Consider the following 25,113-nt stretch of genomic DNA (forward strand, 5'->3'; position numbering starts at 1 on the left):
GTGGACGCCTGTTTTTATTTAAATCAAATTACAATTAAACGTTGAAGCGGAATAACATTACATCGCCATCTTGTACAATGTATTCTTTCCCCTCTAAACGTACCTTGCCAGCCTCTTTTGCTGCTGCCATTGAGCCTGCTTCAACTAGGTCTTCATATGCCACTGTTTCTGCACGAATAAATCCGCGCTCAAAATCAGAGTGAATGACACCGGCACATTGCGGTGCTTTCATTCCTTTGCGGAAAGTCCATGCACGTACTTCTTGTACACCAGCAGTAAAGTAAGTTGCTAATCCTAATAAGTCATATGATGCACGGATAAGCTGATCTAGACCAGACTCCTCAATTCCTAATTCCTCCAGGAACATTGCTTTTTCTTCATCATCCAATTCAGAAATTTCTTCTTCGATTTTTGCACAGATTGTAATGACTTGCGCACCTTCTGCATCAGCAAATTCGCGTACTTGTTGTACATATGGATTGTTTGCAGCATCAGCAACCTCATCTTCGGAAACGTTCGCAACATAAAGCATTGGTTTGATTGTTAAAAGGTGAAGGCCTTTAATAACTTTTAACTCGTCCTCCGATAAATCAACAGATCGTGCTGGTTTCTCTTTTTCCAGAGCATCTTTTAATTTTACTAAGATAGGTTCTTCGATCAATGCTTCCTTATCTTTTTGTTTTGCCATCTTCCCTACGCGTTGAAGACGTTTTTCCACAGATTCCATATCTGCTAAAATCAGCTCCAAATTGATTACTTCAATGTCATCAATCGGGTTAACAGAACCTGAAACGTGCGTAATATTTTCATCTTCAAAGCAGCGAACTACTTGGCAGATTGCATCTACTTCACGGATGTGGGATAAGAACTTATTGCCTAGCCCTTCCCCTTTTGATGCTCCCTTTACAATCCCTGCAATATCCGTGAATTCAAAAGCTGTTGGAACTGTTTTCTTAGGTTCAACTAATTCAGTTAATTTATCTAAACGTGCATCCGGTACCTCAACTACTCCCACGTTGGGATCAATTGTTGCGAATGGGTAGTTTGCAGCTAATGCACCTGCTTTTGTAATTGCGTTAAATAATGTAGATTTTCCTACGTTCGGTAAACCTACGATACCAGCTGTAAGCGACATGTGAGTTGACACGACCTTTCTATTTCTCTTATAGTTTTTTTGCCTTTAAAGTGCAATAGATATAGAACTAAATAAATATGAAACCATTGTTTATTATATGGATAAGTGATGAAAAAGTCTAATTGGCCAAGATTTTACTCTTCATTTGCTCTTTCCAGTACTTTTTTCATTTTCTTTTCAAATTCTCGGCGAGGAATCATGACGCTATGGCCACACCCTTGGCACTTAATACGGATATCAGCGCCCAAGCGGATAATTTTCCATGCATTTGTTCCACACGGATGTTGTTTTTTCATTTCAACGACATCATTCAATCCAAATACTTTTGCTTCCATTATACTCATTCTCCCCCTGACTCCTTACTACCTCGATCATAAAGCATCATTTTAGGATATGCCATAGGAATACCGTTTCTTTCCAAAATTTCTTTTATATCACGTCTAATAACACGAGCAATTCCGTAATGCTGCAAAGGTTTTGTTTCGGCAATAATACGAATAGTTACTTCTGTTCCCACAACATTTTGTACACCTAAAAATGCCGGTACATCGATTAATTCCTCATATTTAGGAGGTAATGTTTTTAAATAGGCGGATACCAGCTTCTCGACTTTTTCAATATCCGCATCAATGGCGACTTGCATATCGATAATGGCTTTGGAGTTATTGACCGAGAAGTTTACGACATCCAATATTTGGCCATTGGGTATAATATATTGCTCTCCGGTTGCCCCTAATATTTTTGTTGTACGCAAACCAATTTCTGTTACTGTCCCCTCAGCATTATTTAAGCGAATATAATCTCCTATTCCAAACTGATCCTCCAGGATAATGAAGAATCCCGTAATAATATCCTTAACTAAACTTTGTGCACCGAAACCGATTGCTAAACCGGCAATCCCTGCCCCAGCAAGTAGACCGCCTATGTTGATTTCAACAGCCGATAAAATGGCAATCATCGCAGAGAAATAAACTAAATAGCTCAATGTGCTATGTAATAATTTAATAATTGTTTGCTGTCTTCGCTCATTTTGATTGATAGGTGTTTTTACTTTCAGGGTAAGAATTCGTGTAATGACTCTCTTCCCTATAAATATAACTAGATAGGAAACAACGAGAATCGCTACAATCTTAACCGAAGCAGTTAAAACAAAAGTCCATAATTCTTCGCTCGTGAAATAATTCCATACCTTTTCCGACTGCTCAGTGGCTTCTTTCACTTGTTCTTCCATTTGCTCTCCTAGTCCATCTGCTGCCATTTTTCCACTCCTTGTATAAGTAACCATAAACTTGAATATACTTGATTACAATATAGTTCAATTTTTACCATAAATACTATCCTAAAACCAATTCTAAAGAAAGCGGGAATTGCTTATGCAAAAAATACCAAAAGTCCCTTTAAATTCTTTTGTTCATCATGAACAAACAGGCGCACTTTGGCAATTAAGTGATTTATTTTTAAATTATATTCCTTTTGACCACGAACAATTAGTATTTTGCTGTATTGGAACAGATCGTTCAACTGGTGATTCTCTCGGCCCTTTAACAGGCAGTTTTTTGACTAGTTTTCACTCATTTCCATTTGAAGTAATCGGTACGCTTGAAAACCCGTTGCACGCCATCAATTTAGCTTCGAAAATAGAAGAAATAAACGCCAAGCCTGATACTCCATATATTGTTGCCATCGATGCTTGTTTAGGGAGTGAACGAAATGTAGGCCATATTGTTCTCCAAGATGGTCCACTATTCCCTGGCAAGGCTGTAAAAAAAGAATTACCTCCAATCGGTGACATTTCTATTAAAGGAATCGTCAATGTTGGAGGTTTTATGGAAATGCTTGTTTTACAGAATACTCGTTTAAATGTTACCTATTCGATGGGCAACAAAATTGCACGTGCATTGCTTCTTGCCTGGCAGCGTCATTTATTGAAAAAGAAAAATGAACACAACGACAATAGCAACTACTACAATTCCGGGGAGCAAATTGGCTACTCGAATCTTAGTTAGACCTGCAATATTCAACCCAATTGCCATGATCATGACACCGCCTGTTGCCGTCATTTCTTGAATAAATAAACTTAATGCAGCTTCAGGAATGTATTTGCTAATTAACCCTGCAAGAAGGGTAATAATGCCTTGATATAGAAATACGGGGATTGCAGCTAACATGACACCTATTCCCAGGGTCGATGATAAGACAATCGCGGTAAATCCATCAATAATCCCCTTTGTTATAAGAACCGAGTGATCATTCCGGATACCACTATCCAATGAACCAAGAATCGACATCGAACCAATTACAAAAAATAATGTAGCATTAATAAATCCTTCAGCTATACTACTTTCTGACGTTTGCTTCCCGATTTTAGTTTCAATCCATTTTCCCAAGCGAATTAGCAGATTATCCAAATCGAGCCATTCACCGATTACTGCACCTACAACCAGACTAATTATGACTATAATGAAATTAGTCGTCTCCATTCCCATTTGAATTCCCAAAACAGCAACGGCAAGTCCGATAATTGATAACACGGTCGTTTTCATTTTTTCGGGGATGCCCCTAAAAATACGACCAATTGTAGCCCCTATCACGATTAATAAGGCATTTATAATTGACCCAATTAGTACCATTTTCTACCTCTTCTTTATCTTAGAAAAAAGAGCGCCTCAACTTGGCGCTCACAACTTTTCTATTCTTCTAGTTGTAGTATCTCCAAAATTCGCTCTAAATCATCCTCTGAATAAAATTCAATTTCAATTTTCCCTTTATTCTTGGATTTCCTTATTTGTACATTTGTTCCGAAGTATTCACGTAATTGCGTTTCAGTAGCCTGGACATAGATATCCTTTTTTACAGGTTTTTCTGTTTCACGTGAAACCTCTTCATTCAATTGTTTAATTAAGTTTTCTAATTGACGGACATTCAACCCATGCTTAATGACTTTTTCTGCTACTTCAGGAATTCTTCTTTTGTTTTTTAAACCTAGTAACGTACGTCCATGACCCATGGATAACTCCCCGGTATTTACTAAATCGCGCACCTCTTGGGGTAATGTTAATAAGCGAAGATGATTCGTAATGTATGGACGGCTTTTGCCTAAACGTTTAGCAAGTTCTTCTTGGGTAAAGTTAAGTTTTTCAATCAAGCTTTGGTAGGCTTCAGCTTCCTCAATAGGTGTTAAATCCTCACGTTGAAGGTTTTCCAGAATGGCCAGCTCCATCATCTGGTCTTCCGTCAGACTTCTTACAATCGCAGGTATTTCTTTTAGATTGGCAAATTTCGCAGCTCTAAAACGCCGTTCTCCAACAACAATTTCAAACTTCTTCCCTTTTTTCCTAACGACGATAGGCTGAATGATTCCATGTTCCATGATGGACTGCGCAAGTTCTTCAATTGCTTCATCATCGAAAATCCTTCGAGGTTGAAAAGGGTTAACAACAAGTTTTTGCAGGTCGATTTTTTCGATTTGATCTTCATTGGGTTGAACATTTTCCAATGTTTCTGTTGGAAATAATGCACCTATTCCTTTACCTAACCCTCTAGCCATTTTTGATCACTTCCCTTGCTAACTCTAAATAGACTTCCGCACCTCTTGATTTTGCATCATATATAATGATTGGTTCGCCATGGCTCGGAGCCTCGCTTAAACGGACATTACGCGGAATGATTGTTTTATATACTTTATCCTGGAAGTATTTTTTAACTTCCTCAATTACTTGTAAACCAAGGTTTGTCCGTGCATCGAGCATAGTTAAAAGCACACCATCAATATATAATTCCTGATTTAAATGCTTTTGAACAAGACGTACCGTCGATAATAATTGACTTAATCCTTCCAGGGCGTAATATTCGCACTGAACGGGAATAATAACGGCATCGGATGCAGTCAATGCATTGATTGTTAACAATCCTAAAGAGGGTGGACAATCGATAATAATATAATCATATTGATTCTTCACGTTTTGTAACGCATGTTTTAATCGAACTTCACGTGAAATTGTTGAAACAAGTTCAATTTCTGCCCCAGCAAGAGAAATTGTTGCTGGAATAACATCCAGATTCTCCACTTTGGAGGCTTGGATGACATTTGCCACTTCTTCATCATCAATCAGCACATCATAGATACAACTTTGAATTTCACCCTTATTTATACCAACACCACTTGTAGCATTACCTTGTGGATCAGTGTCTATTAAAAGAACTTTTTTCCCTAAATAAGCAAGACAAGCGCTCAAATTTACAGATGTAGTAGTTTTCCCTACCCCACCTTTCTGGTTTGTAACGGCAATAATTCTTCCCAACCTTCTTGCACCTGCTTTCATCAATCAATTTATAAAATAATCGAATATAGTCATTTAGTACATTTTATCAAATTTATAAACGAGATGTATTACTATCCATACAACTATTTTATAAATTTGATAGTAGAAAATTAGGCTTATCGCCATTTTCCTTGACGATAAGCCTTCGTTGCATATATAGCTATAAAAAGGAGTACCTTTCTAGCCTTCTTTTTTATGCGGCAGAATTTTTCGCTTGTCTCCTCACTTAGGTCCAAAACTGCTAGGTTTTAACCAAGTTTAACGAAATAGACTAGGTAGTTACTTTTTTGTTAAGCTTTTATTTTTTCTTTGGAATACGTACAGTGATTTGGTAATAATCATCCGTATCTTCTTCTTCAGTGTTCACATTTATACCACTTTTCGTCACCATTGATAAAGACTGTTTAATCGTATTCAGTGCTATACGGATATCTTTGCTGATGGCTTTTCGTTTTGGTTTTTCTTTTTTTGCTGCCTCTTCTTTCGGCTCGTTCAGTTGTTGGATATATTCTTCAAGCTGTCGAACATTCCAATCATAATCTTTGATTAGAGCTACCAATTTAGCTTGTAATTCTTCATCTTTTAAAGAAATCATTGCACGAGCATGACGCTCTGTAATCTCTCTTTTCAAGATTGCTTCCTGGACGAATTGAGGCAATTTTAATAACCGTAATTTATTTGCAACAGTTGACTGGCCTTTTCCTAAACGTTGAGCAAGTGCTTCTTGTGTTAGTGAATGAAGTTCTAATAATTGCTGATAAGCCAATGCTTCTTCAATTGCTGTCAATTCTTCTCGCTGAAGATTTTCTATCAAAGCAATAGAAGCAGTTTCTTTATCACTTAAATCGCGAACGATTGCGGGAACCTCTGCCCAATTGAGCTTCTTCATTGCTCTATAACGTCGTTCCCCTGCAATTATTTCATAACGCTCTCCCTCGAAATGTCGGATGACAATTGGTTGGATGACACCGTGCGTATGAATGGTTCTTGATAATTCTTCAATTTTTTCTTCATCAAAAACTGTACGAGGTTGGAACCGATTTGGAATTATTTTATCGATTGGAATTTTTACTACTTCTTCTGCAGCATTTTTCTTTTCAACTTGTGCTACTTGTTCTACTTCACTTTTAACTTCAGAAGCGTTTTTATCGCCGCCCCCGAAAAATCGTGAAAAAGGACTTTTCATTCAATAGGCACCACCTTTTAGAAACTATCTTGCTCGGGAATACTTATATAATATTATTTATTATAATCTATAAATTGTACAGAGTTCGATAGAAGTAAAATCTAGTAAATGACATAATATTAAGTATTTATGCTTTAAGAGGCAAAATTATATCTAAAAATTTGTGACAATTTAAATTATCCTCGAAAAAGCACGATAACACGCTATATATATATATCTAAATTATCTATTATTTTAAAATAAAACATCGATCCAAAAATTGTTTCATGTGAAACAAGAGAGTTTACTAGTTTAATTCTTTCATTTCCAATCACTAGTTAACTAGATTACATACGAAGTGACATTAAAGTAAATTTAATATCACTGCAATTCATTTTAATATTACCACATATTTTTTAGATGATTGGTGTTTTGTTTGGTACACCAGGTTTACGTGGAAATTTCTTTGGCGTCTTTTTTATTTTATCAAAAATATAGAGAGTACGATCACTTTCTTCAACAGGCAGCAAGTATGAAAACTCTTCCTTCAACGATGCGCCCAGAGTCGAAATTGCCTTTTTCGCATCCTTTAACTCCTCGGGACCTGCCGCTGCTTTTAATGCAACAAAAAATCCCCCCTCTTTTGCAAGTGGAATGCAAAGTTCAGAAAGAACAGATAATCTTGCCACCGCGCGAGCCGTAACGACATCGAATTTTTCGCGGTATTTTTCATTTTGACCAAATTCTTCGGCACGCGCATGAACAAACGTCACATTTTCTAATTGTAGCTGATCGCTTAAATGATTTAAGAATGTAATGCGTTTATTTAAAGAATCTACAATTGTCACATGCAGATGAGGGAAACAGATTTTAATAGGCAAGCTAGGGAATCCTGCTCCCGCCCCTACATCACAAAGGGATTCTACCTTAGTAAAGTCGAAGTAGAAACTGGCGCTGATGGAATCATAGAAATGCTTTAAATAGACACCTTCTAAATCTGTAATCGCCGTTAAATTCATTTTTTCATTCCACTCAACCAACAGTTCAAAATACTTTTTGAACTGTCCAATTTGCGTGTCACTTAATTCAATTCCCTTTTCTCTTAAAGCTTCAATAAATTGTTGTTCGTTCATAGGGATCTCCTTTAGTTTATTCCTGGAATTTATGATACTAAAATGAACGAGCGCCCGAGATAGGTATAAACTCGAACGCTCGTTAATCAAATACGCTTGGTGTGTTAGAAAAGAAATTTATCGACTAACATCAATAGACTGCTTTTACTCATTCCCTACTCGTGCAATTTTCCCTTGTTCAATATAGACGGCCAAAATTGAAATATCTGCAGGGTTAACACCTGAAATACGTGATGCTTGCGCTATTGATAATGGGCGAACTTCTTTTAATTTTTCACGAGCTTCTGTAGCAAGACTTGAAATATCATCATAATCAATATCTTCAGGAATCTTTTTACTTTCCATTTTATGAAGTTTTTCTACTTGATTTAATGCTTTTTGGATATAGCCCTCATATTTTAGCTGAACTTCAATTTGTTCCTTTACTTCCTCGCTTAATTCAACGTCAGGCGGTGTCAGGGAAGCAACTAAATCATAGTTCATTTCAGTTCGTTTTACTAAGTCGGCTCCGCGAATACCATCTTTCAGTTCTGTTCCACCTACCGAGCGAATCACTTCTTGTGTTGCTTCGTTTGGTTTAATGATCACTTCACGAAGACGAGCAATTTCAGCCTCGATTAGTGCTTCTTTTTCTTTGAATTTCGCAAAACGCTCTTCTGAAATAAGCCCTAATTGATGGCCGATTTCTGTTAATCGTAGATCTGCGTTATCATGGCGAAGCAGTAAACGATATTCTGCACGGGAAGTTAATAAACGATATGGTTCATTTGTTCCCTTCGTTACTAGATCATCTATCAGTACACCGATATAGGCATCGGAACGTTTTAGGATAACTTCTTCTTTTCCTAAGACCTTCGCAGCTGCATTTATTCCTGCCATCAATCCTTGACCGGCAGCTTCTTCATAACCACTTGTTCCATTAATTTGACCGGCAGTATATAGGTTTTTAATACGTTTTGTTTCAAGTGTCGGCCATAATTGTGTTGGCACAATCGAATCATATTCAATAGCATAGCCCGGACGCATCATTTCCGCATTTTCCAAACCAGGAATCGATCGCAGCATTTGGCGCTGGATATGCTCAGGCAAACTTGTTGAAAGACCCTGCACATAAACCTCTTGCGTATCTCTTCCTTCTGGTTCAAGGAAAAGTTGATGACGTGGTTTATCATTGAAACGAACAATTTTCGTTTCAATCGATGGGCAATAACGAGGACCCGTACCTGTAATCGCACCTGTATACATCGGTGCTTTATCTAGATTATCATTAATAATTTGATGTGTTTCCAAACTTGTATAAGTTAGCCAGCAAGGAATTTGATCCATAATGAATTCAGTTGTTTCAAAACTGAATGCACGTGGAACATCATCACCGGGTTGAATTTCTGTTTTGCTGTAGTCGATCGTTTTACTATCCACACGTGGTGGTGTACCAGTTTTAAAGCGAACCATATCAAAACCAAGTTCACGCATATTATCCGCTAATTTAACAGAAGGTTGCTGATTATTTGGTCCACTTGAGTATTTTAAGTCACCAATGATAATTTCACCGCGCAGGTATGTTCCAGTTGTTACAATAACAGCTTTTGCCCGGTAGATTGCACCAGTTTGTGTAATCACACCACGCACTTCATCCTCTTCAATGAGTAATTCATCTACAATTGATTGATGGATTGTCAAATTTTCTTCATCTTCCAATAAACGTTTCATTTCACGTTGGTAAAGAATTTTATCCGCTTGTGCACGCAAAGCACGTACTGCAGGTCCTTTTCCTGTATTTAGCATACGCATTTGGATGTGGGTTTTATCGATTACTCTCCCCATTACTCCGCCTAATGCGTCAATTTCACGTACAACGATTCCCTTTGCTGGTCCACCTACTGATGGATTACATGGCATAAAGGCAATCATGTCTAGATTAATTGTCACCATAAGTGTTTTTGCACCCATTTTGGCTGAAGCATATGCTGATTCTACACCCGCATGCCCTGCACCGATGACAATTACATCATATTGGCCAGCGTCATATGTTGTTGTCATGTCGTCTCTTCCTTTCGAAAATTATATATTTTACCAAACGACCGTTACGTATGGTGTTTATCTTCAATTACTATATTTATTTACCTAAGCAGAATTGCGAGAATAGCTGGTTAATCAAACTTTCTTGAACCGTATCACCAACGATTTCACCTAACAGCTCCCACGTTTTTGTTACATCAATCTGGATCATATCTACTGGAACCCCTGCTTCTGCTGCATCGATTGCGTCTTCAATTGTCGCTTTTGCTTGATGCAGAAGTGCAATATGACGGGCGTTTGAAACATAGGTTAAATCATTTGCTTCGATTTGCCCTTCAAAAAAGATCTTGGCAATTGATTCTTCCAATTCAATAATGCCTTGCTCTTGCAAAATCGATGTTGTCACAACAGGGCGTCCATTGGATAATTGATTTACTTTATCCAGATCGATTTTTTGCGGTAAGTCTGTTTTATTTACTACAACGATGAAATCCATATTTTGAATCGTTTCAAATAAACGCTCATCTTCCTCGGATAAATCTTCTGCCGAGTTCAAAACAAGCAAGATTAAATCTGCTTCTTTTAACACTTGGCGAGATCTTTCTACCCCTATACGTTCAACGATATCTTCTGTTTCACGAATTCCTGCCGTATCAACTAAGCGAAGTGGTACACCTCGCACATTGACATACTCTTCTATAATATCACGAGTTGTACCTGCAACATCCGTAACGATTGCTTTATTCTCATGAACCAAACTATTTAACAGTGAAGATTTTCCAACATTCGGTCTTCCTAAAATAACGGTTGATAATCCTTCACGCAAGATCTTGCCTTGTGATGATGTTTGTAGAAGCTTCGCGATTTCATCACGTACCCATGAACATTTTTCTAATAGTACAGGTATGGTCATTTCTTCTACATCGTCATACTCTGGATAGTCTATATTAACCTCTACATGAGCTAATGTCTCTATTAATGCATTGCGCAATTGGCCAATTAATCTGGAAAGCTTTCCTTCCATTTGTCCAAGTGCCACATTCATCGCGCGGTCTGTTTTTGCTCGGATTAAATCCATGACAGCTTCTGCCTGGGATAAATCAATTCGTCCATTTAAAAAGGCACGTTTCGTGAATTCACCTGGGTCTGCTAATCTTGCACCATTTTGCAGCACAAGCTGCAGCACACGATTTACTGAAACTATGCCCCCGTGACAGTTGATTTCTACTACATCTTCACGAGTGAAAGTTTTTGGCGCACGCATTAAAGATAACATAACCTCTTCGACTACTTCCTCAGTCTTCGGTTCGATTAAATGCCCATAATGGATGGTATGTGTTTTTTCATCTTTTAGCTGTTTGCCGCTCGGCGATTTGAATATTTTATTTGCTATATGAACTGCGTCATCTCCACTTAAACGGACAATGGCAATGGCACCTTCACCCATTGGCGTGGAAATTGCAGCAATTGTATCAAAATCCATCTTGTTTAATCCTCCTACTAAATCCATTACGAATGTACCGTAATTTCATTAATTCCACAACTCGACATGAATTACATTTATCTTGTGAAAACTATATAAAGTTATCCACATGTGAATAACTTTCGCAAACTTTTTTACTAACAATTTAGGGTAACATATTTTAGTGAAATACGGAAGCAAAGCAAATTTTCCACATGTGGATAAATAAAATTTTCACTTCCGGTTTCTGAATATCCTAATAAAGGTACTAATTTGGTATTGTTTTGGTGGGCGGTCTAGCACACAAGCCGCAAAGCCAACTTGTTGGCTCTACGACTTGTCTATGAGGGCAACCCGAAGTTGGCCATGGGGACAATGCAACAGGACGTTGCGCTTTTGTCCCCGACTTTTGTAAGGCCCGCCCACAAAAGTTATTGCTTCTAAAGTTTCCAAATTTATTATGCAGCTTACAAATAGGCTGCGTATTCTAAAATTGGTCACTCTTTTGAATACTTACGTCATATTTACAATTATTCCGGAGAGAAATTAAGAAATACATTATTTCTCCAACAAAAAAACGACCCTTAAAAAAGGGCCGCCTTCGTTCGTCTGTATATATTTACTGTTATCTTACCGGTTCAATGACTAGATATCGATTCGGCTCTGTTCCTTCCGAGTGTGTCTCAATATCGACGCGGTTTGCCAATGCATTATGAATCACTTTTCGTTCGTAGGATGGCATAGGTTCAAATGATACTTTTTTGCCTGTATGAATTGCCTTGTCCGCCATTCGCTCAGCCAGTAATTCCAATGCTTTTTGACGACGTTCACGGTAATCCTCCACATCCAGCTTCACCATCAGGAAGGATTTTGCACTCTTGTTCACTACTAATTGAGCCAATTGTTGAAGTGCATTTAAAGTAGCACCACGTTTTCCGATTAAAAGTGCTGCTTTTTCACTTTCTAGCCTAAATAAAATATTCTTGCCTTGTTTTTGAGTCTCGATTGTTAAATCTTCAATTCCCATATCTTTCGCAATATCGATCAAGTAGTTTTTAGCAGATTCAATTGGATCTTCCTGCTCTTCTACTAAAGTTGAATCATCCTCTATTATTGCCTCAGATACTGGCGGTTGTTCATTTATTTCTTCTTCTACGACACTGATTTTTTCAGCTAATGAATAATTAACTTCATCCAGTGCATCATTTTCATCTATTGAAATCGGGTTTTCGATTTCAACTTCCTTCAACGTGACACGTACCTCTGCTTGACGTGCCCCAAAACCTAAAAATCCTTTTTTCGCTTCTTGTAAAACTTCAACTTCTACCTGATTACGAGTAGTATTTAGCTGTTGTAACGCTATTGAGATCGCTTCTTCTATTGTTGCGCCTAATTGCGTAATTTGTTTCACTTTTTCGCTCCTCCTGTTGTAGCAGGTTCTGATTTTTTTCTAGTCCAAGGCTTATAAATCACAAGGTTCTGAATAACGGAAACTATATTCCCAACAACCCAATATAATGATAATGCAGCTGGTAAAACCACACCGAAACCAATAATCATGAAGGGCATGATATACATCATTACCTTCATTTGAGGGTTGTCCATTGCAGGTCCAGTCATTAGTACAACAAATTGGATCAAACCAGCCAAAACAGCTAGAATAATACTTGGCTCTGCAAGCGCGAAACCAAGGAATGAACCTAGGTCAATTTCAGGTGTCGCATTCATCCGGCTGATTGCGTGGTAGAATCCAATAAGTATCGGCATTTGAATCAATACAGGGAAACATCCCGCCGCTGGGTTGACACCGGAATTTTGCATTAATGCCATCATCTCTTGTTGGTACTTTTGCTGAGTTACGGCATCTTTGGAAGCATATTTCTTTTGCAGCTCTTTCATTTTAGGCTGAATCTCTTGCATTTTTTTCGAACTTTTAACTTGTTTAATTGTTAATGGAAGTATTACTAAACGGATTATAATCGTAACTACGATAATCCCTAATCCATATGTACCCAGCAATTCAGCAAAATACGTAATTACTGATACCAATGGCCAAACGATAAACTCATTCCAAAAACCTTCGCTTTCAGATGAGATTGGCTGATCGAATTCTGTACATCCAGATAGCAGTAAAACTACTGAAACTAGAGACAGAATCATCCAATGTCTTCTCTTCAACCTTCATCCTCCTAGAGTAACTATTCACTTTTTTTGCTATTTTACCATGTATAGACACTTGCTCTCTACTCAAAATTGCTTATATTTTAACCTTATTATTGCATATTTGTTATACAGTCACCTATTTAAAATAGTTAAATCCGTTACTTCTTCTTCATTACTTTTGCAATTTTCAGTACATGTTCAATACTTTTTTTGGTTTCATGAAAATCTAATGTGGCCGCCTGGTTTCTGGCGATAATAACATAGTCCATATCTTGTCTTACTTCACTTTTCAATTCCAGGAAAGCTTGTCTTATATATCGTTTAATTTGGACTCTTGTTACCGCTTTTCCTATCTTTTTACCTACGGATAGTCCAATTCGAAATTCTTCTTGATTCTCTTTTTGTAGACAATACACAACGAATTGGCGATTTGCGAAGGATTTTCCCTTTTTAAATACCTTCTGAAAATCCTCGTTTTTCTTGACCCTTTGGCGCTTCTTCATTCCTTCACCTGCTCATGCATTTTCTCATCATTAAATACGCAGATTAGAAAAACACGATCCCTGCCCAGCAACGAAATCGGATTTCCTTATACTGATTTCCTATCAAGTTTCCTATTTATCAGTAAAAAAAAAGCCACTGAAGAAATTCAGTGGACTTATGCTGATAATACTTTTCTTCCTTTACGACGACGAGCTGCTAATACTTTACGTCCGTTTTTTGAGCTCATACGTGCACGGAATCCGTGTACTTTACTATGTTTACGTTTTTTTGGTTGGTATGTGCGTTTCATTATATATGACACCTCCATTTATGAAAGTTAATTTCTATCCTACATACAGACCATAACATTATATAAAAAAAAGAAACGCATTGTCAATTAAATATTTAACTACTTATTTGTCCGTTCATTTTCTTAGTCAATGCCCTTATCCACAATGCACCATGTTTATTATAAACAGTCATTGTGGATAATGTTTTTGTGATTTTTTTTATCCACAAGAGTTATTTACAACTTTTGCACAAATCCAAACCCTGTGGACAACTTTCAGGTGAATAAAAAATAGTTATGTGGATAAGTTTCTTAAACTATTGAAATACCAATATTTTTTTGTTACGATAAATGTGTTTTCCTTTGTGGAAATGTTGCGTGGGAAATATTTTATCCACAGAATGTTAATAACTTGTGGACAAACTTTGACACAGCTTTGGGATAATAGTTATCCACATGCTGTGATTATGTGATTTAACTTCATTAAGAAAATCTTTTCTGTATCTAACTAAAGTCAAAAGTACATTCCGTAATGTACGAAGATCATAGAAATAGCCAAATTACAACACGATTGATAATATCCGATTTCTATCTTATATAGATGTAGTTTATTTTTTCATAATGGAAAATATACATGAAAAGGAGTTAAAAGCTTGGAACATTTAGAAGAATTATGGAAAAATGTCCTGGCACAAGTAGAACAAAAAATTTCAAAACCAAGCTTTGAGACGTGGTTAAAATCAACAAAATTGCTTTCCTATAAAGGGAGTAATGTAACGATTGCCGCTCCTAACTCATTTGCTCGTGATTGGCTTGAAAATCATTACGTTCATCTAATCGCGGGCATTTTATCTGAACTTACAGGTGAAGACTTGCTAATAAAATTTGTTGTTCAAAAGGATCAGGATGATGATAGCGTCGATTTACCGGTTCCGGTAATCCAGGCAAAAAATGATGATGAACATGCAGAAATGATACCCGGAATGTTAAACCCAAAATATACATTTGATACATTCGTAATTGGATCGGGGAACCGTTTTGCACACGCTGCATCCCTTGCTGTAGCAGAGGCTCCTGCAAAAGCATATAACCCCTTCTTTATCTATGGGGGCGTAGGGCTAGGCAAAACTCACTTAATGCATGCCATTGGCCATTATGTACTTGAGCATAACCCGAATGCAAAAGTTGTTTATTTATCATCGGAAAAGTTTACAAATGAATTTATTAATTCCATTCGTGATAACAAAGCAGTAGATTTTCGAAATAAATACCGTAATGTCGATGTTTTATTAATCGATGACATTCAATTTCTAGCAGGAAAAGAATCTACTCAAGAAGAGTTTTTCCATACATTCAATACTTTGCATACCGAATCAAAGCAAATTGTTATTTCCAGTGATCGCCCGCCAAAAGAGATTCCAACTCTAGAAGATCGCCTTCGTTCTCGCTTTGAGTGGGGACTTATTACAGATATTACGCCACCCGATTTGGAAACGCGTATCGCGATTTTGCGAAAAAAGGCAAAGGCTGATGGATTAAATATACCGAATGAAGTAATGCATTATATTGCAAACCAAATAGATACAAACATTCGTGAGTTGGAAGGTGCTTTAATTCGCGTTGTAGCTTATTCTTCATTAGTAAATCAAGATATTTCTACAGATCTTGCCGCCGCTGCATTAAAAGATATTATTCCAAACTCTAAACCGCGTATGATTACGATTTTGGATATTCAAACAGCTGTAGGAGAACATTTCAATATCAAATTGGAGGATTTCTCGGCGAAGAGGCGTACAAAATCGATTGCTTTTCCAAGACAAGTAGCCATGTATCTATCCAGGGAATTAACTGACTTCTCTTTACCTAAAATCGGTGATGAATTTGGAGGGCGTGACCATACGACAGTCATTCATGCCCATGAAAAAATAGTGAAGCTATTAAAAGAAGATCAATTACTTCAACAAGATATTAAACAAATTCGTAGTGTATTAGGCAAATAATCCTGTGGATAACCGCTTGCATTCCACACAATTATATCCACAACTTATCAACATGTGGATAGCCTGATGTGACAGGTATCTAAATAAGTTATACACAAATCCACAGGCCCTATTACTATATCTATTAATATCTTTTAAAAATAATATTATTAATAAGTGAGGTATAACGATGAAATTTGACATTATGAGAGATCGTTTACTAGACGGATTAAACAATGTAATGAAAGCCGTAAGTTCAAAAACAACAATTCCGATTTTGACGGGGATAAAAATAGATGTAACAGCTGAAGGAATGACTTTAACAGGGAGTGATGCGGATATTACAATCCAAACTTTTATTCCTGTAGAAGAAAACGGAGATCAATTAATAAATATCTCTGAAACAGGCTCCATTGTGTTGCAAGCCCGTATGTTCAATGAAATTGTTCGTAAATTGCCGACCAATGATGTTGAAATCGAAGTTGCAAATGGATTACAAACACATATTCGTTCAGGGAAATCTGAATTCCACCTGATTGGATCAGATGCATCAGAATATCCGCAATTACCGGAAGTATCGACTGATCAGCAATTTGCTATGCCGGCTGACCTTCTAAAAACAATTATTCGCGAAACTGTATTTGCCGTAGCAACTTCTGAAAGCCGTCCCGTTTTGACAGGTGTTAACTGGAAAATCAGCGATAACGAACTAAATTGCATAGCTACAGATAGTCACCGTTTGGCTAGAAGAAAAGTAGCACTTGAACAATTGCCGACAGATGTAAATTCAGTAGTTATCCCTGGTAAGAGCTTAAACGAATTAAATAAAATTCTTGGTGAATCAACAAATCCGGTTCAAATTGTTATTACTAGCCAGCAAGTTTTATTTAAGGCAGATAATGTATTATTCTTCTCCCGTCTTCTGGAAGGGAATTATCCTGAAACATCTCGTTTAATACCGGAAGAATACAAAACAAACATTACGATTAATGGGAAATCATTATTGCAAGCTATCGACCGTGCGTCTTTATTAGCTCGTGAGGATCGCAATAATGTTGTTCGTTTTGAAACATTTGACGATAATATTGTTGAAATTTCTTCAAACTCTCCAGAAATCGGTAAAGTAGAAGAGCAGATTCAAGTTGAGACACTTGAAGGGGAAAATTTAAAAATCTCATTCAGTGCAAAATACATGATGGAAGCTTTAAAAGCTATTGATGGGCAAGATGTTGTCATCCAATTCACTGGAGCGATGCGTCCATTCATTTTACGCTCCGTTCATGATGATGCAATCCTGCAATTGATCTTACCTGTAAGAACATATTAATTTTTGTAAGTCTCTATACAAAGATATCCACAGATTGTCTGTCTTGATTACAAGCATACTAATAAAATAATAAACAGAAGTAGGGCGTCTCACCTTTAAGAGACGCTCTATTTTATTTAGTTGAAAATTCCTGAATCCAATTCAGGGGGTAAATTGCGGTTTTCTAATAGAAATGGACTTTTGTTTTGATCCAGCCAGGATGCGTATTCTGCTTTCTTTGGATTTTTTATTGATTTTTAGGTATGATAGAAGGATAGATGTACGTGTAACGGAGGATGAAATACTTTGGATGAAATAATAATTGATACTGAATTTATCACACTTGGTCAAGCATTAAAAATGACGGATGCCATTAGTTCAGGTGGTATGTCTAAATGGTTTCTTCAAGAAAACGATGTCTATGTAAACGGTGAAGTGGACCAACGGCGCGGACGTAAATTACGCCACGGTGATGTAGTCAATATTCCTGGTTGCGGTAGATATATCATCGTTAATAAGAACGGAGAAAACTAAATGTTCATCGAGCATTTAAAGCTTACAAATTATCGTAATTACGAAAAGTTAGAATTGGAGTTTTCACCTAAAATTAATGTGTTCATTGGAGAAAATGCACAAGGCAAAACAAATGTAATGGAATCCATCTATGTTCTGGCTATGGCAAAATCCCATCGAACAAGTAATGATAAAGAATTAATCCGTTGGGACGCAGACTATGGTAAAATAGAGGGTGTTGTTAAAAATCGATACGGCAACATCCCTATGGAACTATCAGTTACTAAAAAGGGTAAAAAAGGTAAAATAAACCATTTAGAACAAACGAAATTAAGTAACTATATCGGACAAATGAACGTGGTCATGTTTGCACCTGAAGATCTTAATGTTGTAAAAGGGAATCCGCAAATAAGGCGTCGTTTTATTGATATGGAGATTGGTCAAATATCGCCCGTCTATTTACACGATTTGCTTACATTTCAAAAACTATTAAAGCAACGGAATCATTTGCTGAAGATGAATCAAGGCAAACAGCAAATCGATGATGTTCTATTTTCTATATATACTGAACAATATATTCAATCGGCTGTCCAAATTATTCGTAAAAGACTTCAGTTTATTGAACTTTTACAAGAATGGGCCGAAAAGATCCATTCTGGCATTTCACGCGGGCTTGAAAAATTATCGATCAAATATCGCGCGACTACAGGGCTAAATCCAGAGTGGTCTCCTGAAGAAATGGCTACATACCTTGAAAAAAAACTTGCGGAAGTAAGGAAGAGGGAGCTTGAAAGAGGAGTCACATTAGTTGGGCCACATCGAGATGATCTGCAATTTTTTGTAAACGACTACGATGTCCAGACTTATGGCTCTCAAGGGCAGCAGCGTACAACGGCTCTATCTTTGAAACTTGCTGAAATAGAGTTAATAAAGCAAGAAACAAAGGAAGCACCTATTCTACTTTTAGATGATGTATTGTCTGAGTTGGATGATTATCGCCAATCACATTTATTAAATACCATTCAAGGTGAAGTGCAAACGTTTGTCACAACAACAAGTGTTGATGGGATTCATCATGAAACAATACAGCATGCTAAGATGTTTCACGTGAAACAGGGTGCAATCGAAAGTTAACAACAACTAGAAATATTTGCACTTGCCGCCAAAGCAATCGAGACAGTTAAAAAATGAGGATGGTCTCATGCTTGCGTCAAGGTGAAAAATTATGTTTAGAAAGTTTTAGGAATTTTGTTAAAGCTTTTTATTTTTGACACATACTGATGTAATGAAAGAGTAGGTGAAAACAGTGGCTTTAGAAGAGAAACAAGTACAACAAGCATATGATGCCGATCAGATTCAAGTATTAGAAGGTTTAGAGGCTGTACGTAAACGTCCAGGGATGTATATCGGCTCCACAAGCTCTAAAGGGCTTCACCACTTAGTTTGGGAAATCGTGGATAATAGTATTGATGAAGCATTAGCAGGTTACTGTGATCATATTACAGTTGCTATAGAAAAGGATAACTGGATTCGCGTAGAGGACAATGGCCGTGGTATTCCGGTTAGCAACCAAGAAAAAATGGGAATGCCGGCTGTTGAAGTAATTATGACTGTTTTACACGCAGGAGGTAAATTTGGCGGTGGCGGTTACAAAGTATCAGGTGGTTTGCATGGTGTAGGTGCATCTGTTGTAAACGCACTCTCACTTGAAACTGAAGTTTACGTTAAACGCGATGGTCATGTTCATAGCATTAAATTTGAACGTGGTCAAACAATGCAGCCATTACAGGTCATTGGTGATTCTGATGAAACAGGTACAACTACACGTTTCAAGGCAGACCCGGAAATTTTTAAAGAAACAACTGTTTATGAATACGACATACTAGCTACACGTATTCGGGAATTAGCTTATCTAAATCGTGGTATCCGCATTACAATTCAAGATGAACGCGAAGAGGAATTACGTTCCGATAGTTTCCACTTTGAAGGCGGGATTCGCGAGTATGTTGAGCATTTAAATAAATCAAAAGAGCCTATTCATGATCCAATTGATGTGACGGGCGAAAAAGATGGAATTTCTGTTGAAATTGCTATGCAATATAACGAAGGTTTCTCATCAAACATATATTCTTTTGCCAATAATATTAATACCTATGAAGGTGGTTCCCACGAATCTGGATTCAAGACAGCCCTTACACGTGTAATCAATGACTACGCACGTAAAAACGGAATGTTGAAAGATTCCGATACGAACCTTTCCGGCGAAGACGTACGTGAGGGGTTAACAGCGATTGTATCGGTAAAACACCCAGAACCACAATTTGAAGGGCAAACAAAAACAAAGTTAGGGAACTCAGAGGTAAGCTCGATTACAAACTCTTTATTCTCCGAAGGTTTTGAACGTTTTATGTTAGAAAACCCTTCTGTTGCCCGTAAAATCATTGAAAAAGGTCTAATGGCTGCCCGTGCTCGTGTTGCAGCCAAAAAAGCGCGTGAATTTACACGTCGTAAATCTGCATTGGAAATTTCAAGCTTACCAGGTAAATTGGCGGACTGTACGTCGACGAATCCGTCAGAGTCTGAAATCTATATCGTTGAGGGTGACTCTGCAGGTGGTTCGGCAAAATCAGGTCGTGACCGTTATTTCCAAGCAATCTTGCCGTTGCGCGGGAAAATTTTGAACGTTGAAAAAGCAAATTTAAACCGTATATTATCGAACGCTGAAATTCGTGCCATGATTACTGCTTTTGGTACTGGTATTGGTGAAGAGTTCGATCTACAAAAAGCACGTTATCATAAAATTGTTATTATGACAGATGCTGATGTTGATGGCGCACATATCCGTATCTTATTGCTTACTTTCTTCTTCAGATTTATGCGTCCATTAATTGAAGCTGGCTATGTATATGCTGCACAGCCACCTCTATATCAAATTAAACAAGGGAAGCATGTAGAATATTGCTATTCTGATGAAGAGCTTCAAGAAATATTAAATCGTTTAGGAAATACACCAAAACCAATTGTTCAACGATATAAAGGTTTAGGCGAGATGAACGCCGAACAGTTATGGGATACAACAATGGATCCGGAACACCGCACGCTATTACAAGTGGAACTGGATGATGCCATGAGAGCGGATGAAATCTTCCAGGAGTTAATGGGCGATGAGGTCGAACCACGTAGACGATTTATTGAAGAAAATGCAGTTTATGTACAAAACTTAGATATTTAACTGTTCGTATTGAAGGGAGGTTTTCCTTGTGTCTGAAAGTCAACACGAAGGTGTAAAAGGAATAAAAATAAGTGAAGAAGTACAAACATCATTCTTAAACTATGCAATGAGTGTTATTGTTTCACGTGCTTTACCAGATGTACGTGATGGCTTAAAACCTGTACACCGTCGTATTTTATATGGAATGCAAGAGTTAGGAAATACATCAGATAAACCTTATAAAAAGAGTGCTCGTATTGTCGGGGATGTAATGGGTAAGTACCATCCACATGGTGACTCATCCATTTATGACGCGATGGTACGTATGGCACAGCCTTTTAGTTATCGTTACATGCTAGTTGATGGACATGGGAACTTCGGTTCTGTCGATGGCGACGGTGCAGCAGCAATGCGTTATACCGAATCGCGTATGTCCAAAATTACGATGGAAATGTTGCGAGACATCAATAAAGATACAATTGATTATCAGGATAACTATGATGGCAATGAAAAAGAGCCGATTGTATTACCCGCACGTATCCCCAATCTCTTGTTAAACGGTGCATCAGGGATTGCTGTAGGGATGGCTACAAACATCCCACCCCATCAACTAGGCGAAACAATCGATGCCGTAATTGCATTATCTGAAAATCCAGCCATCACGACAGAAGAATTGATGGAAATTATTCCAGGACCCGATTTCCCAACAGGTGGGGTAATACTGGGACGCAGTGGTATTCGCCGTGCTTATGAAACTGGTCGAGGTTCCATTACTGTCCGTGCAAAAGCTGAGATCGAAACAAAAGCAAACGGTAAGGAAACAATCATTGTTAATGAGATTCCATACCAAGTCAATAAAGCACGGCTAATCGAGAAAATTGCTGAATTAGTAAGAGATAAAAAAATTGACGGCATTACGAATTTACGTGATGAATCCGATCGCCGTGGTATGCGAATTGTAATGGAAATCCGTAAAGATGCAAATGCCAATGTTATTTTAAATAATTTATATAAACAGACAGCCATGCAATCAAACTTTGGTGTGAACATGCTGGCATTGGTAGATGGTCAGCCAAAAGTATTAAGCTTAAAAGAAGTTCTGCACTACTATTTAGAACATCAAAAAGTGGTTATCACTAGACGTACGAAATTCGAGTTAAGAAAAGCAGAAGATCGTGCACATATCTTAGAGGGATTAAGAATTGCCCTAGATCATATTGATGAAATTATTTCAATTATTCGTTCATCACGTTCCGGGGATGAAGCAAAACCAGTTTTAATGGAGCGATTCAATTTAACTGATCGTCAAGCGCAAGCTATCCTGGATATGCGTCTTGTTCGATTAAGTGGATTAGAACGTGAAAAAATTGAAAATGAATATCAAGAACTTCAAGCTTTAATTGCCAAATTAAGAGATATTTTAGCCGATGAAGGTAAAATCATCGACATTATTCGAACTGAATTGACTGAAATCAAAGAACGCTTCAATGATAAGCGCCGTACAGAAATCACTGCCGGCGGTTTGGAAATGATTGAAGACGAAGATCTAATCACAAGAGAAGACTCGGTACTTACGCTGACGCATAATGGCTACATAAAAAGACTTGCTTCCAATACGTATCGTAGCCAAAAACGTGGTGGTCGAGGCGTTCAAGGTATGGGAACACATGATGATGACTTCGTAGAACATTTACTATTCACTTCGACTCACGATACGATCTTATTCTTTACAACTAAAGGGAAAGTATACCGTGCAAAAGGATATGAAATTCCTGAATTCGGCCGTACTGCAAAAGGCTTGCCAATCGTTAACCTGTTGAACTTGGAAAAAGAAGAAAAAGTAACTGCAATGATTCGCGTAGATGAATTCAAAGAAGATGCTTATTTAATCTTTACTACGAAAACGGGTATTACAAAACGAACTCAGCTTTCACAATTCGCGCATATTCGTACAAGCGGTTTAATTGCCATCAATCTTCATGATGATGATGATTTAATTTCCGTTCGTTTAACGGATGGTACTAAAGATGTCATTATTGGGACACATGATGGAATGCTTATTCGTTTCCAAGAAGAGGAGATTCGTTCAATGGGACGTACTGCCTCGGGTGTTCGCGGCATCAAGCTGCGTGAAGGTGATTACGTGGTTGGAATGGAAATCATCGAACCAGGGCACGAAATACTGGTAGTCACTGAAAAAGGTTATGGCAAACGAACGCCAGAATCTGAATATCGCCTCCAAAGCCGTGGCGGGGTTGGTTTGAAAACAATCCAAATCACCGATAAAAACGGGCCAATGTGTGCAGTTAAAACGGTGGATGGTACCGAAGACATCATGCTTATTACGATAAATGGCATTTTAATTCGTATGGATGTAAATGATATCTCCGTTATTGGCCGAAGCACTCAGGGTGTTCGTTTAATTCGTCTAGGTAATGAGGAACTGGTAGCAACAGTCGCTCGTGTAAAAAAGGATGAAGAAGACGAAATTATAGATGAGGTATCTGAAAATCCTGCTGAAACAGAAATGCCTGAAGAGATAAATGCAGAAGCTTCAGAACTAGATGCGGAAGAAGAATAAAATAGATCAGTAAAAACCAGAAACCTGTTTTTGTCCAGGTTTCTGGTTTTTCTCATGTTTATATTGAAAATATTAGTGCTTTTTAATTAGATAAATGATTTTAAAAGTTACTAATTGTAGTATAATTCTATTAAATCTACAAGGAAATAAAGAAATCATTCATACCTCTATTAGCCTTTTAAAAACTTAAACAGAGAAGAGGTTTTAATTTTGGAAACGACATACATAAATAGCAGCCATTTAAGAGTAGGAAAGGTGATTGCGGATGATATTTTTGCAAATACCAAATATCCTATTGTTTATAAAAATACAAAAGTAACGAACGAAGTGCTGCACGTTTTAAAAGCATTTCATATTTTAAAGGTTCCTGTATTGGTAGAGGAAGAAGAAAAACAAACAGATCAAAAAGATAACATGGCGGATACTGCTGTAATAGGTATGGAAGTGCCAAAGCCTTTTATGACGTTCGAAAAAATTTATCTGGATGCTGTTGAGCAGTTTAAGAAAGTATTTTTCGGCTGGGAATCGGGTTCGAAGATTGATATTACAAAGGTAAGGGGGATTATTTTACCTCTAATAGATAGAATTCAAGAAGAACGCGCAATTCTATTTAAACTTAACAGCCTTTCAAACACAAAGGACTATCTATTCCATCATTGCATTGCAACGGGTTTAATCAGCGCCATTATTACTCAAAAGCTGGGCTATGAAAGAGGTTTTGTCCTTCAAATGGCAGTAGCCGGGATGTTAGCTGATTGCGGTATGGCGAAAGTGCCAAATCATATTCGAGAAAAAAAAGGAACTTTAACTGAACAAGAGTTTCTCTTAATTCGCCAGCACCCGCTGTTTAGTTTTAAAATGATTGAAAGTTTACCTGCTATAAGAGAAGAAATGAAGCTTGCGATCTATCAGCATCACGAACGCCTAGATGGCAGCGGGTATGTGGAAGGATTAAAAATCGGGAAAATCTCGACTTTTTCACAAATAATTGCGGTTGCAGATACTTTCCACGCAATGACAAGTGAACGTGTATATCGCTCAATGGAATCGCCATTCAAGGTAATCGAGATGATCAAGGAATCCGAGTTCGGCAAGTTTGATATCAAAGTTGTCCAGGCCCTCGTTGATTTGGTTGCCAGTCTCCCTATTGGCACGACTGTTGAGCTATCTAACGAGGACATTGGGGAAATCATGTTTATCAACAGTTTTTCACCCACAAGACCTTTAGTAAAACTCGCTAATTCCGGTGAGATTATAGACCTTTCAAAACAAAGAAACTTATACATTTCCCAAGTTATAACAGATAAATAAGAACTACATTTTAGATATAAGAGGAGCGCAAGAAAGAATAC

22 protein-coding genes are annotated in these 25,113 nt (G+C 37.5%); 8 read left to right on the plus strand and 14 right to left on the minus strand.

Annotation, left to right across the window (positions count from 1 at the left end; all coding sequences use genetic code 11):
• Window positions 1-34 precede the first annotated feature (34 nt).
• The 3 genes from ychF to QYB95_RS11390 all read right to left on the minus strand — a co-directional run bounded on the left by ychF (window position 35) and on the right by QYB95_RS11390 (window position 2,393).
• Window positions 35-1,135 (minus strand): redox-regulated ATPase YchF, encoded by a 1,101-nt coding sequence (ychF, locus tag QYB95_RS11380; protein WP_301138472.1) that lies wholly within the window; start codon window positions 1,133-1,135, stop codon window positions 35-37.
• Window positions 1,136-1,269: 134 nt separating this feature from the next.
• Complete coding sequence (locus QYB95_RS11385) at window positions 1,270-1,470, minus strand: DUF951 domain-containing protein (RefSeq protein ID WP_301138446.1); 201 nt, start codon at window positions 1,468-1,470, stop codon at window positions 1,270-1,272.
• Between the two features lie 5 nt (window positions 1,471-1,475).
• Window positions 1,476-2,393 carry a mechanosensitive ion channel family protein gene (locus tag QYB95_RS11390; RefSeq protein ID WP_301138447.1) on the minus strand — a complete coding sequence of 306 codons (918 nt, stop codon included), beginning with the start codon at window positions 2,391-2,393 and terminating at the stop codon, window positions 1,476-1,478.
• Between the two features lie 115 nt (window positions 2,394-2,508).
• On the opposite strand from QYB95_RS11390, the gene yyaC reads away from it, so the two are divergent.
• Window positions 2,509-3,141: a spore protease YyaC gene (gene yyaC, locus QYB95_RS11395; protein WP_301138448.1), complete on the plus strand. Its 633-nt coding sequence runs from the start codon at window positions 2,509-2,511 to the stop codon at window positions 3,139-3,141.
• Here the strand turns inward: yyaC and QYB95_RS11400 are convergent.
• From QYB95_RS11400 to rpmH, 11 genes are all read right to left on the minus strand, one after another.
• The gene (locus tag QYB95_RS11400; protein WP_301138449.1) at window positions 3,058-3,765 is read right to left on the minus strand and encodes a DUF554 domain-containing protein; all 708 of its coding nucleotides are present in this window, start codon (window positions 3,763-3,765) and stop codon (window positions 3,058-3,060) included. The two genes, yyaC and QYB95_RS11400, sit on opposite strands and share 84 nt — an antisense overlap.
• Window positions 3,766-3,824: 59 nt before the next feature.
• The gene (locus tag QYB95_RS11405) at window positions 3,825-4,682 is read right to left on the minus strand and encodes a ParB/RepB/Spo0J family partition protein (RefSeq protein WP_301138450.1); all 858 of its coding nucleotides are present in this window, start codon (window positions 4,680-4,682) and stop codon (window positions 3,825-3,827) included.
• On the minus strand, window positions 4,675-5,436 hold the full coding sequence (locus QYB95_RS11410; RefSeq protein WP_301138451.1) for a ParA family protein: 762 nt from the start codon (window positions 5,434-5,436) through the stop codon (window positions 4,675-4,677). Before QYB95_RS11410 ends, QYB95_RS11405 begins: the two co-directional genes overlap by 8 nt.
• A gap of 319 nt (window positions 5,437-5,755) precedes the next feature.
• On the minus strand, window positions 5,756-6,643 hold the full coding sequence (noc, locus tag QYB95_RS11415; RefSeq protein ID WP_301138452.1) for a nucleoid occlusion protein: 888 nt from the start codon (window positions 6,641-6,643) through the stop codon (window positions 5,756-5,758).
• Window positions 6,644-7,038: 395 nt separating this feature from the next.
• Window positions 7,039-7,755 (minus strand): 16S rRNA (guanine(527)-N(7))-methyltransferase RsmG, encoded by a 717-nt coding sequence (gene rsmG, locus QYB95_RS11420; RefSeq protein ID WP_301138453.1) that lies wholly within the window; start codon window positions 7,753-7,755, stop codon window positions 7,039-7,041.
• A gap of 144 nt (window positions 7,756-7,899) precedes the next feature.
• Entirely contained in the window at window positions 7,900-9,795 is a 1,896-nt protein-coding gene (gene mnmG, locus QYB95_RS11425) for a tRNA uridine-5-carboxymethylaminomethyl(34) synthesis enzyme MnmG (RefSeq protein ID WP_301138454.1), read from the minus strand.
• A gap of 76 nt (window positions 9,796-9,871) precedes the next feature.
• The gene (mnmE, locus tag QYB95_RS11430; RefSeq protein WP_301138455.1) at window positions 9,872-11,257 is read right to left on the minus strand and encodes a tRNA uridine-5-carboxymethylaminomethyl(34) synthesis GTPase MnmE; all 1,386 of its coding nucleotides are present in this window, start codon (window positions 11,255-11,257) and stop codon (window positions 9,872-9,874) included.
• 604 nt (window positions 11,258-11,861) lie between these two features.
• A complete protein-coding gene (gene jag, locus QYB95_RS11435) occupies window positions 11,862-12,647 on the minus strand; it encodes an RNA-binding cell elongation regulator Jag/EloR (protein ID WP_301138456.1) in 786 nt (261 codons plus the stop codon).
• Window positions 12,644-13,414, minus strand: a complete 771-nt coding sequence (gene yidC, locus QYB95_RS11440) for a membrane protein insertase YidC (RefSeq protein WP_301138457.1) — start codon at window positions 13,412-13,414, stop codon at window positions 12,644-12,646. Before yidC ends, jag begins: the two co-directional genes overlap by 4 nt.
• A gap of 143 nt (window positions 13,415-13,557) precedes the next feature.
• Window positions 13,558-13,902 (minus strand): ribonuclease P protein component, encoded by a 345-nt coding sequence (rnpA, locus tag QYB95_RS11445; RefSeq protein WP_301138458.1) that lies wholly within the window; start codon window positions 13,900-13,902, stop codon window positions 13,558-13,560.
• A gap of 155 nt (window positions 13,903-14,057) precedes the next feature.
• Window positions 14,058-14,192: a 50S ribosomal protein L34 gene (gene rpmH / locus QYB95_RS11450; RefSeq protein WP_118876394.1), complete on the minus strand. Its 135-nt coding sequence runs from the start codon at window positions 14,190-14,192 to the stop codon at window positions 14,058-14,060.
• 632 nt (window positions 14,193-14,824) lie between these two features.
• Between rpmH and dnaA the strand changes: the two genes are divergently transcribed.
• The 7 genes from dnaA to QYB95_RS11485 all read left to right on the plus strand — a co-directional run bounded on the left by dnaA (window position 14,825) and on the right by QYB95_RS11485 (window position 25,072).
• On the plus strand, window positions 14,825-16,171 hold the full coding sequence (gene dnaA, locus QYB95_RS11455) for a chromosomal replication initiator protein DnaA (protein WP_301138459.1): 1,347 nt from the start codon (window positions 14,825-14,827) through the stop codon (window positions 16,169-16,171).
• Between the two features lie 169 nt (window positions 16,172-16,340).
• Complete coding sequence (gene dnaN, locus QYB95_RS11460; RefSeq protein ID WP_301138460.1) at window positions 16,341-17,477, plus strand: DNA polymerase III subunit beta; 1,137 nt, start codon at window positions 16,341-16,343, stop codon at window positions 17,475-17,477.
• 285 nt (window positions 17,478-17,762) lie between these two features.
• A complete protein-coding gene (gene yaaA / locus QYB95_RS11465; RefSeq protein WP_301138461.1) occupies window positions 17,763-17,990 on the plus strand; it encodes a S4 domain-containing protein YaaA in 228 nt (75 codons plus the stop codon).
• Window positions 17,991-19,103: a DNA replication/repair protein RecF gene (gene recF / locus QYB95_RS11470; protein WP_301138462.1), complete on the plus strand. Its 1,113-nt coding sequence runs from the start codon at window positions 17,991-17,993 to the stop codon at window positions 19,101-19,103.
• Window positions 19,104-19,266: 163 nt separating this feature from the next.
• Complete coding sequence (gene gyrB / locus QYB95_RS11475; RefSeq protein WP_425609199.1) at window positions 19,267-21,201, plus strand: DNA topoisomerase (ATP-hydrolyzing) subunit B; 1,935 nt, start codon at window positions 19,267-19,269, stop codon at window positions 21,199-21,201.
• Between the two features lie 28 nt (window positions 21,202-21,229).
• A complete protein-coding gene (gyrA, locus tag QYB95_RS11480) occupies window positions 21,230-23,761 on the plus strand; it encodes a DNA gyrase subunit A (protein ID WP_301138464.1) in 2,532 nt (843 codons plus the stop codon).
• Between the two features lie 210 nt (window positions 23,762-23,971).
• Window positions 23,972-25,072: an HD-GYP domain-containing protein gene (locus tag QYB95_RS11485; RefSeq protein ID WP_301138465.1), complete on the plus strand. Its 1,101-nt coding sequence runs from the start codon at window positions 23,972-23,974 to the stop codon at window positions 25,070-25,072.
• Window positions 25,073-25,113 lie beyond the last annotated feature (41 nt).

This window comes from Ureibacillus aquaedulcis (genome assembly GCF_030418165.1).
Classification (GTDB): domain Bacteria; phylum Bacillota; class Bacilli; order Bacillales_A; family Planococcaceae; genus Ureibacillus; species Ureibacillus aquaedulcis.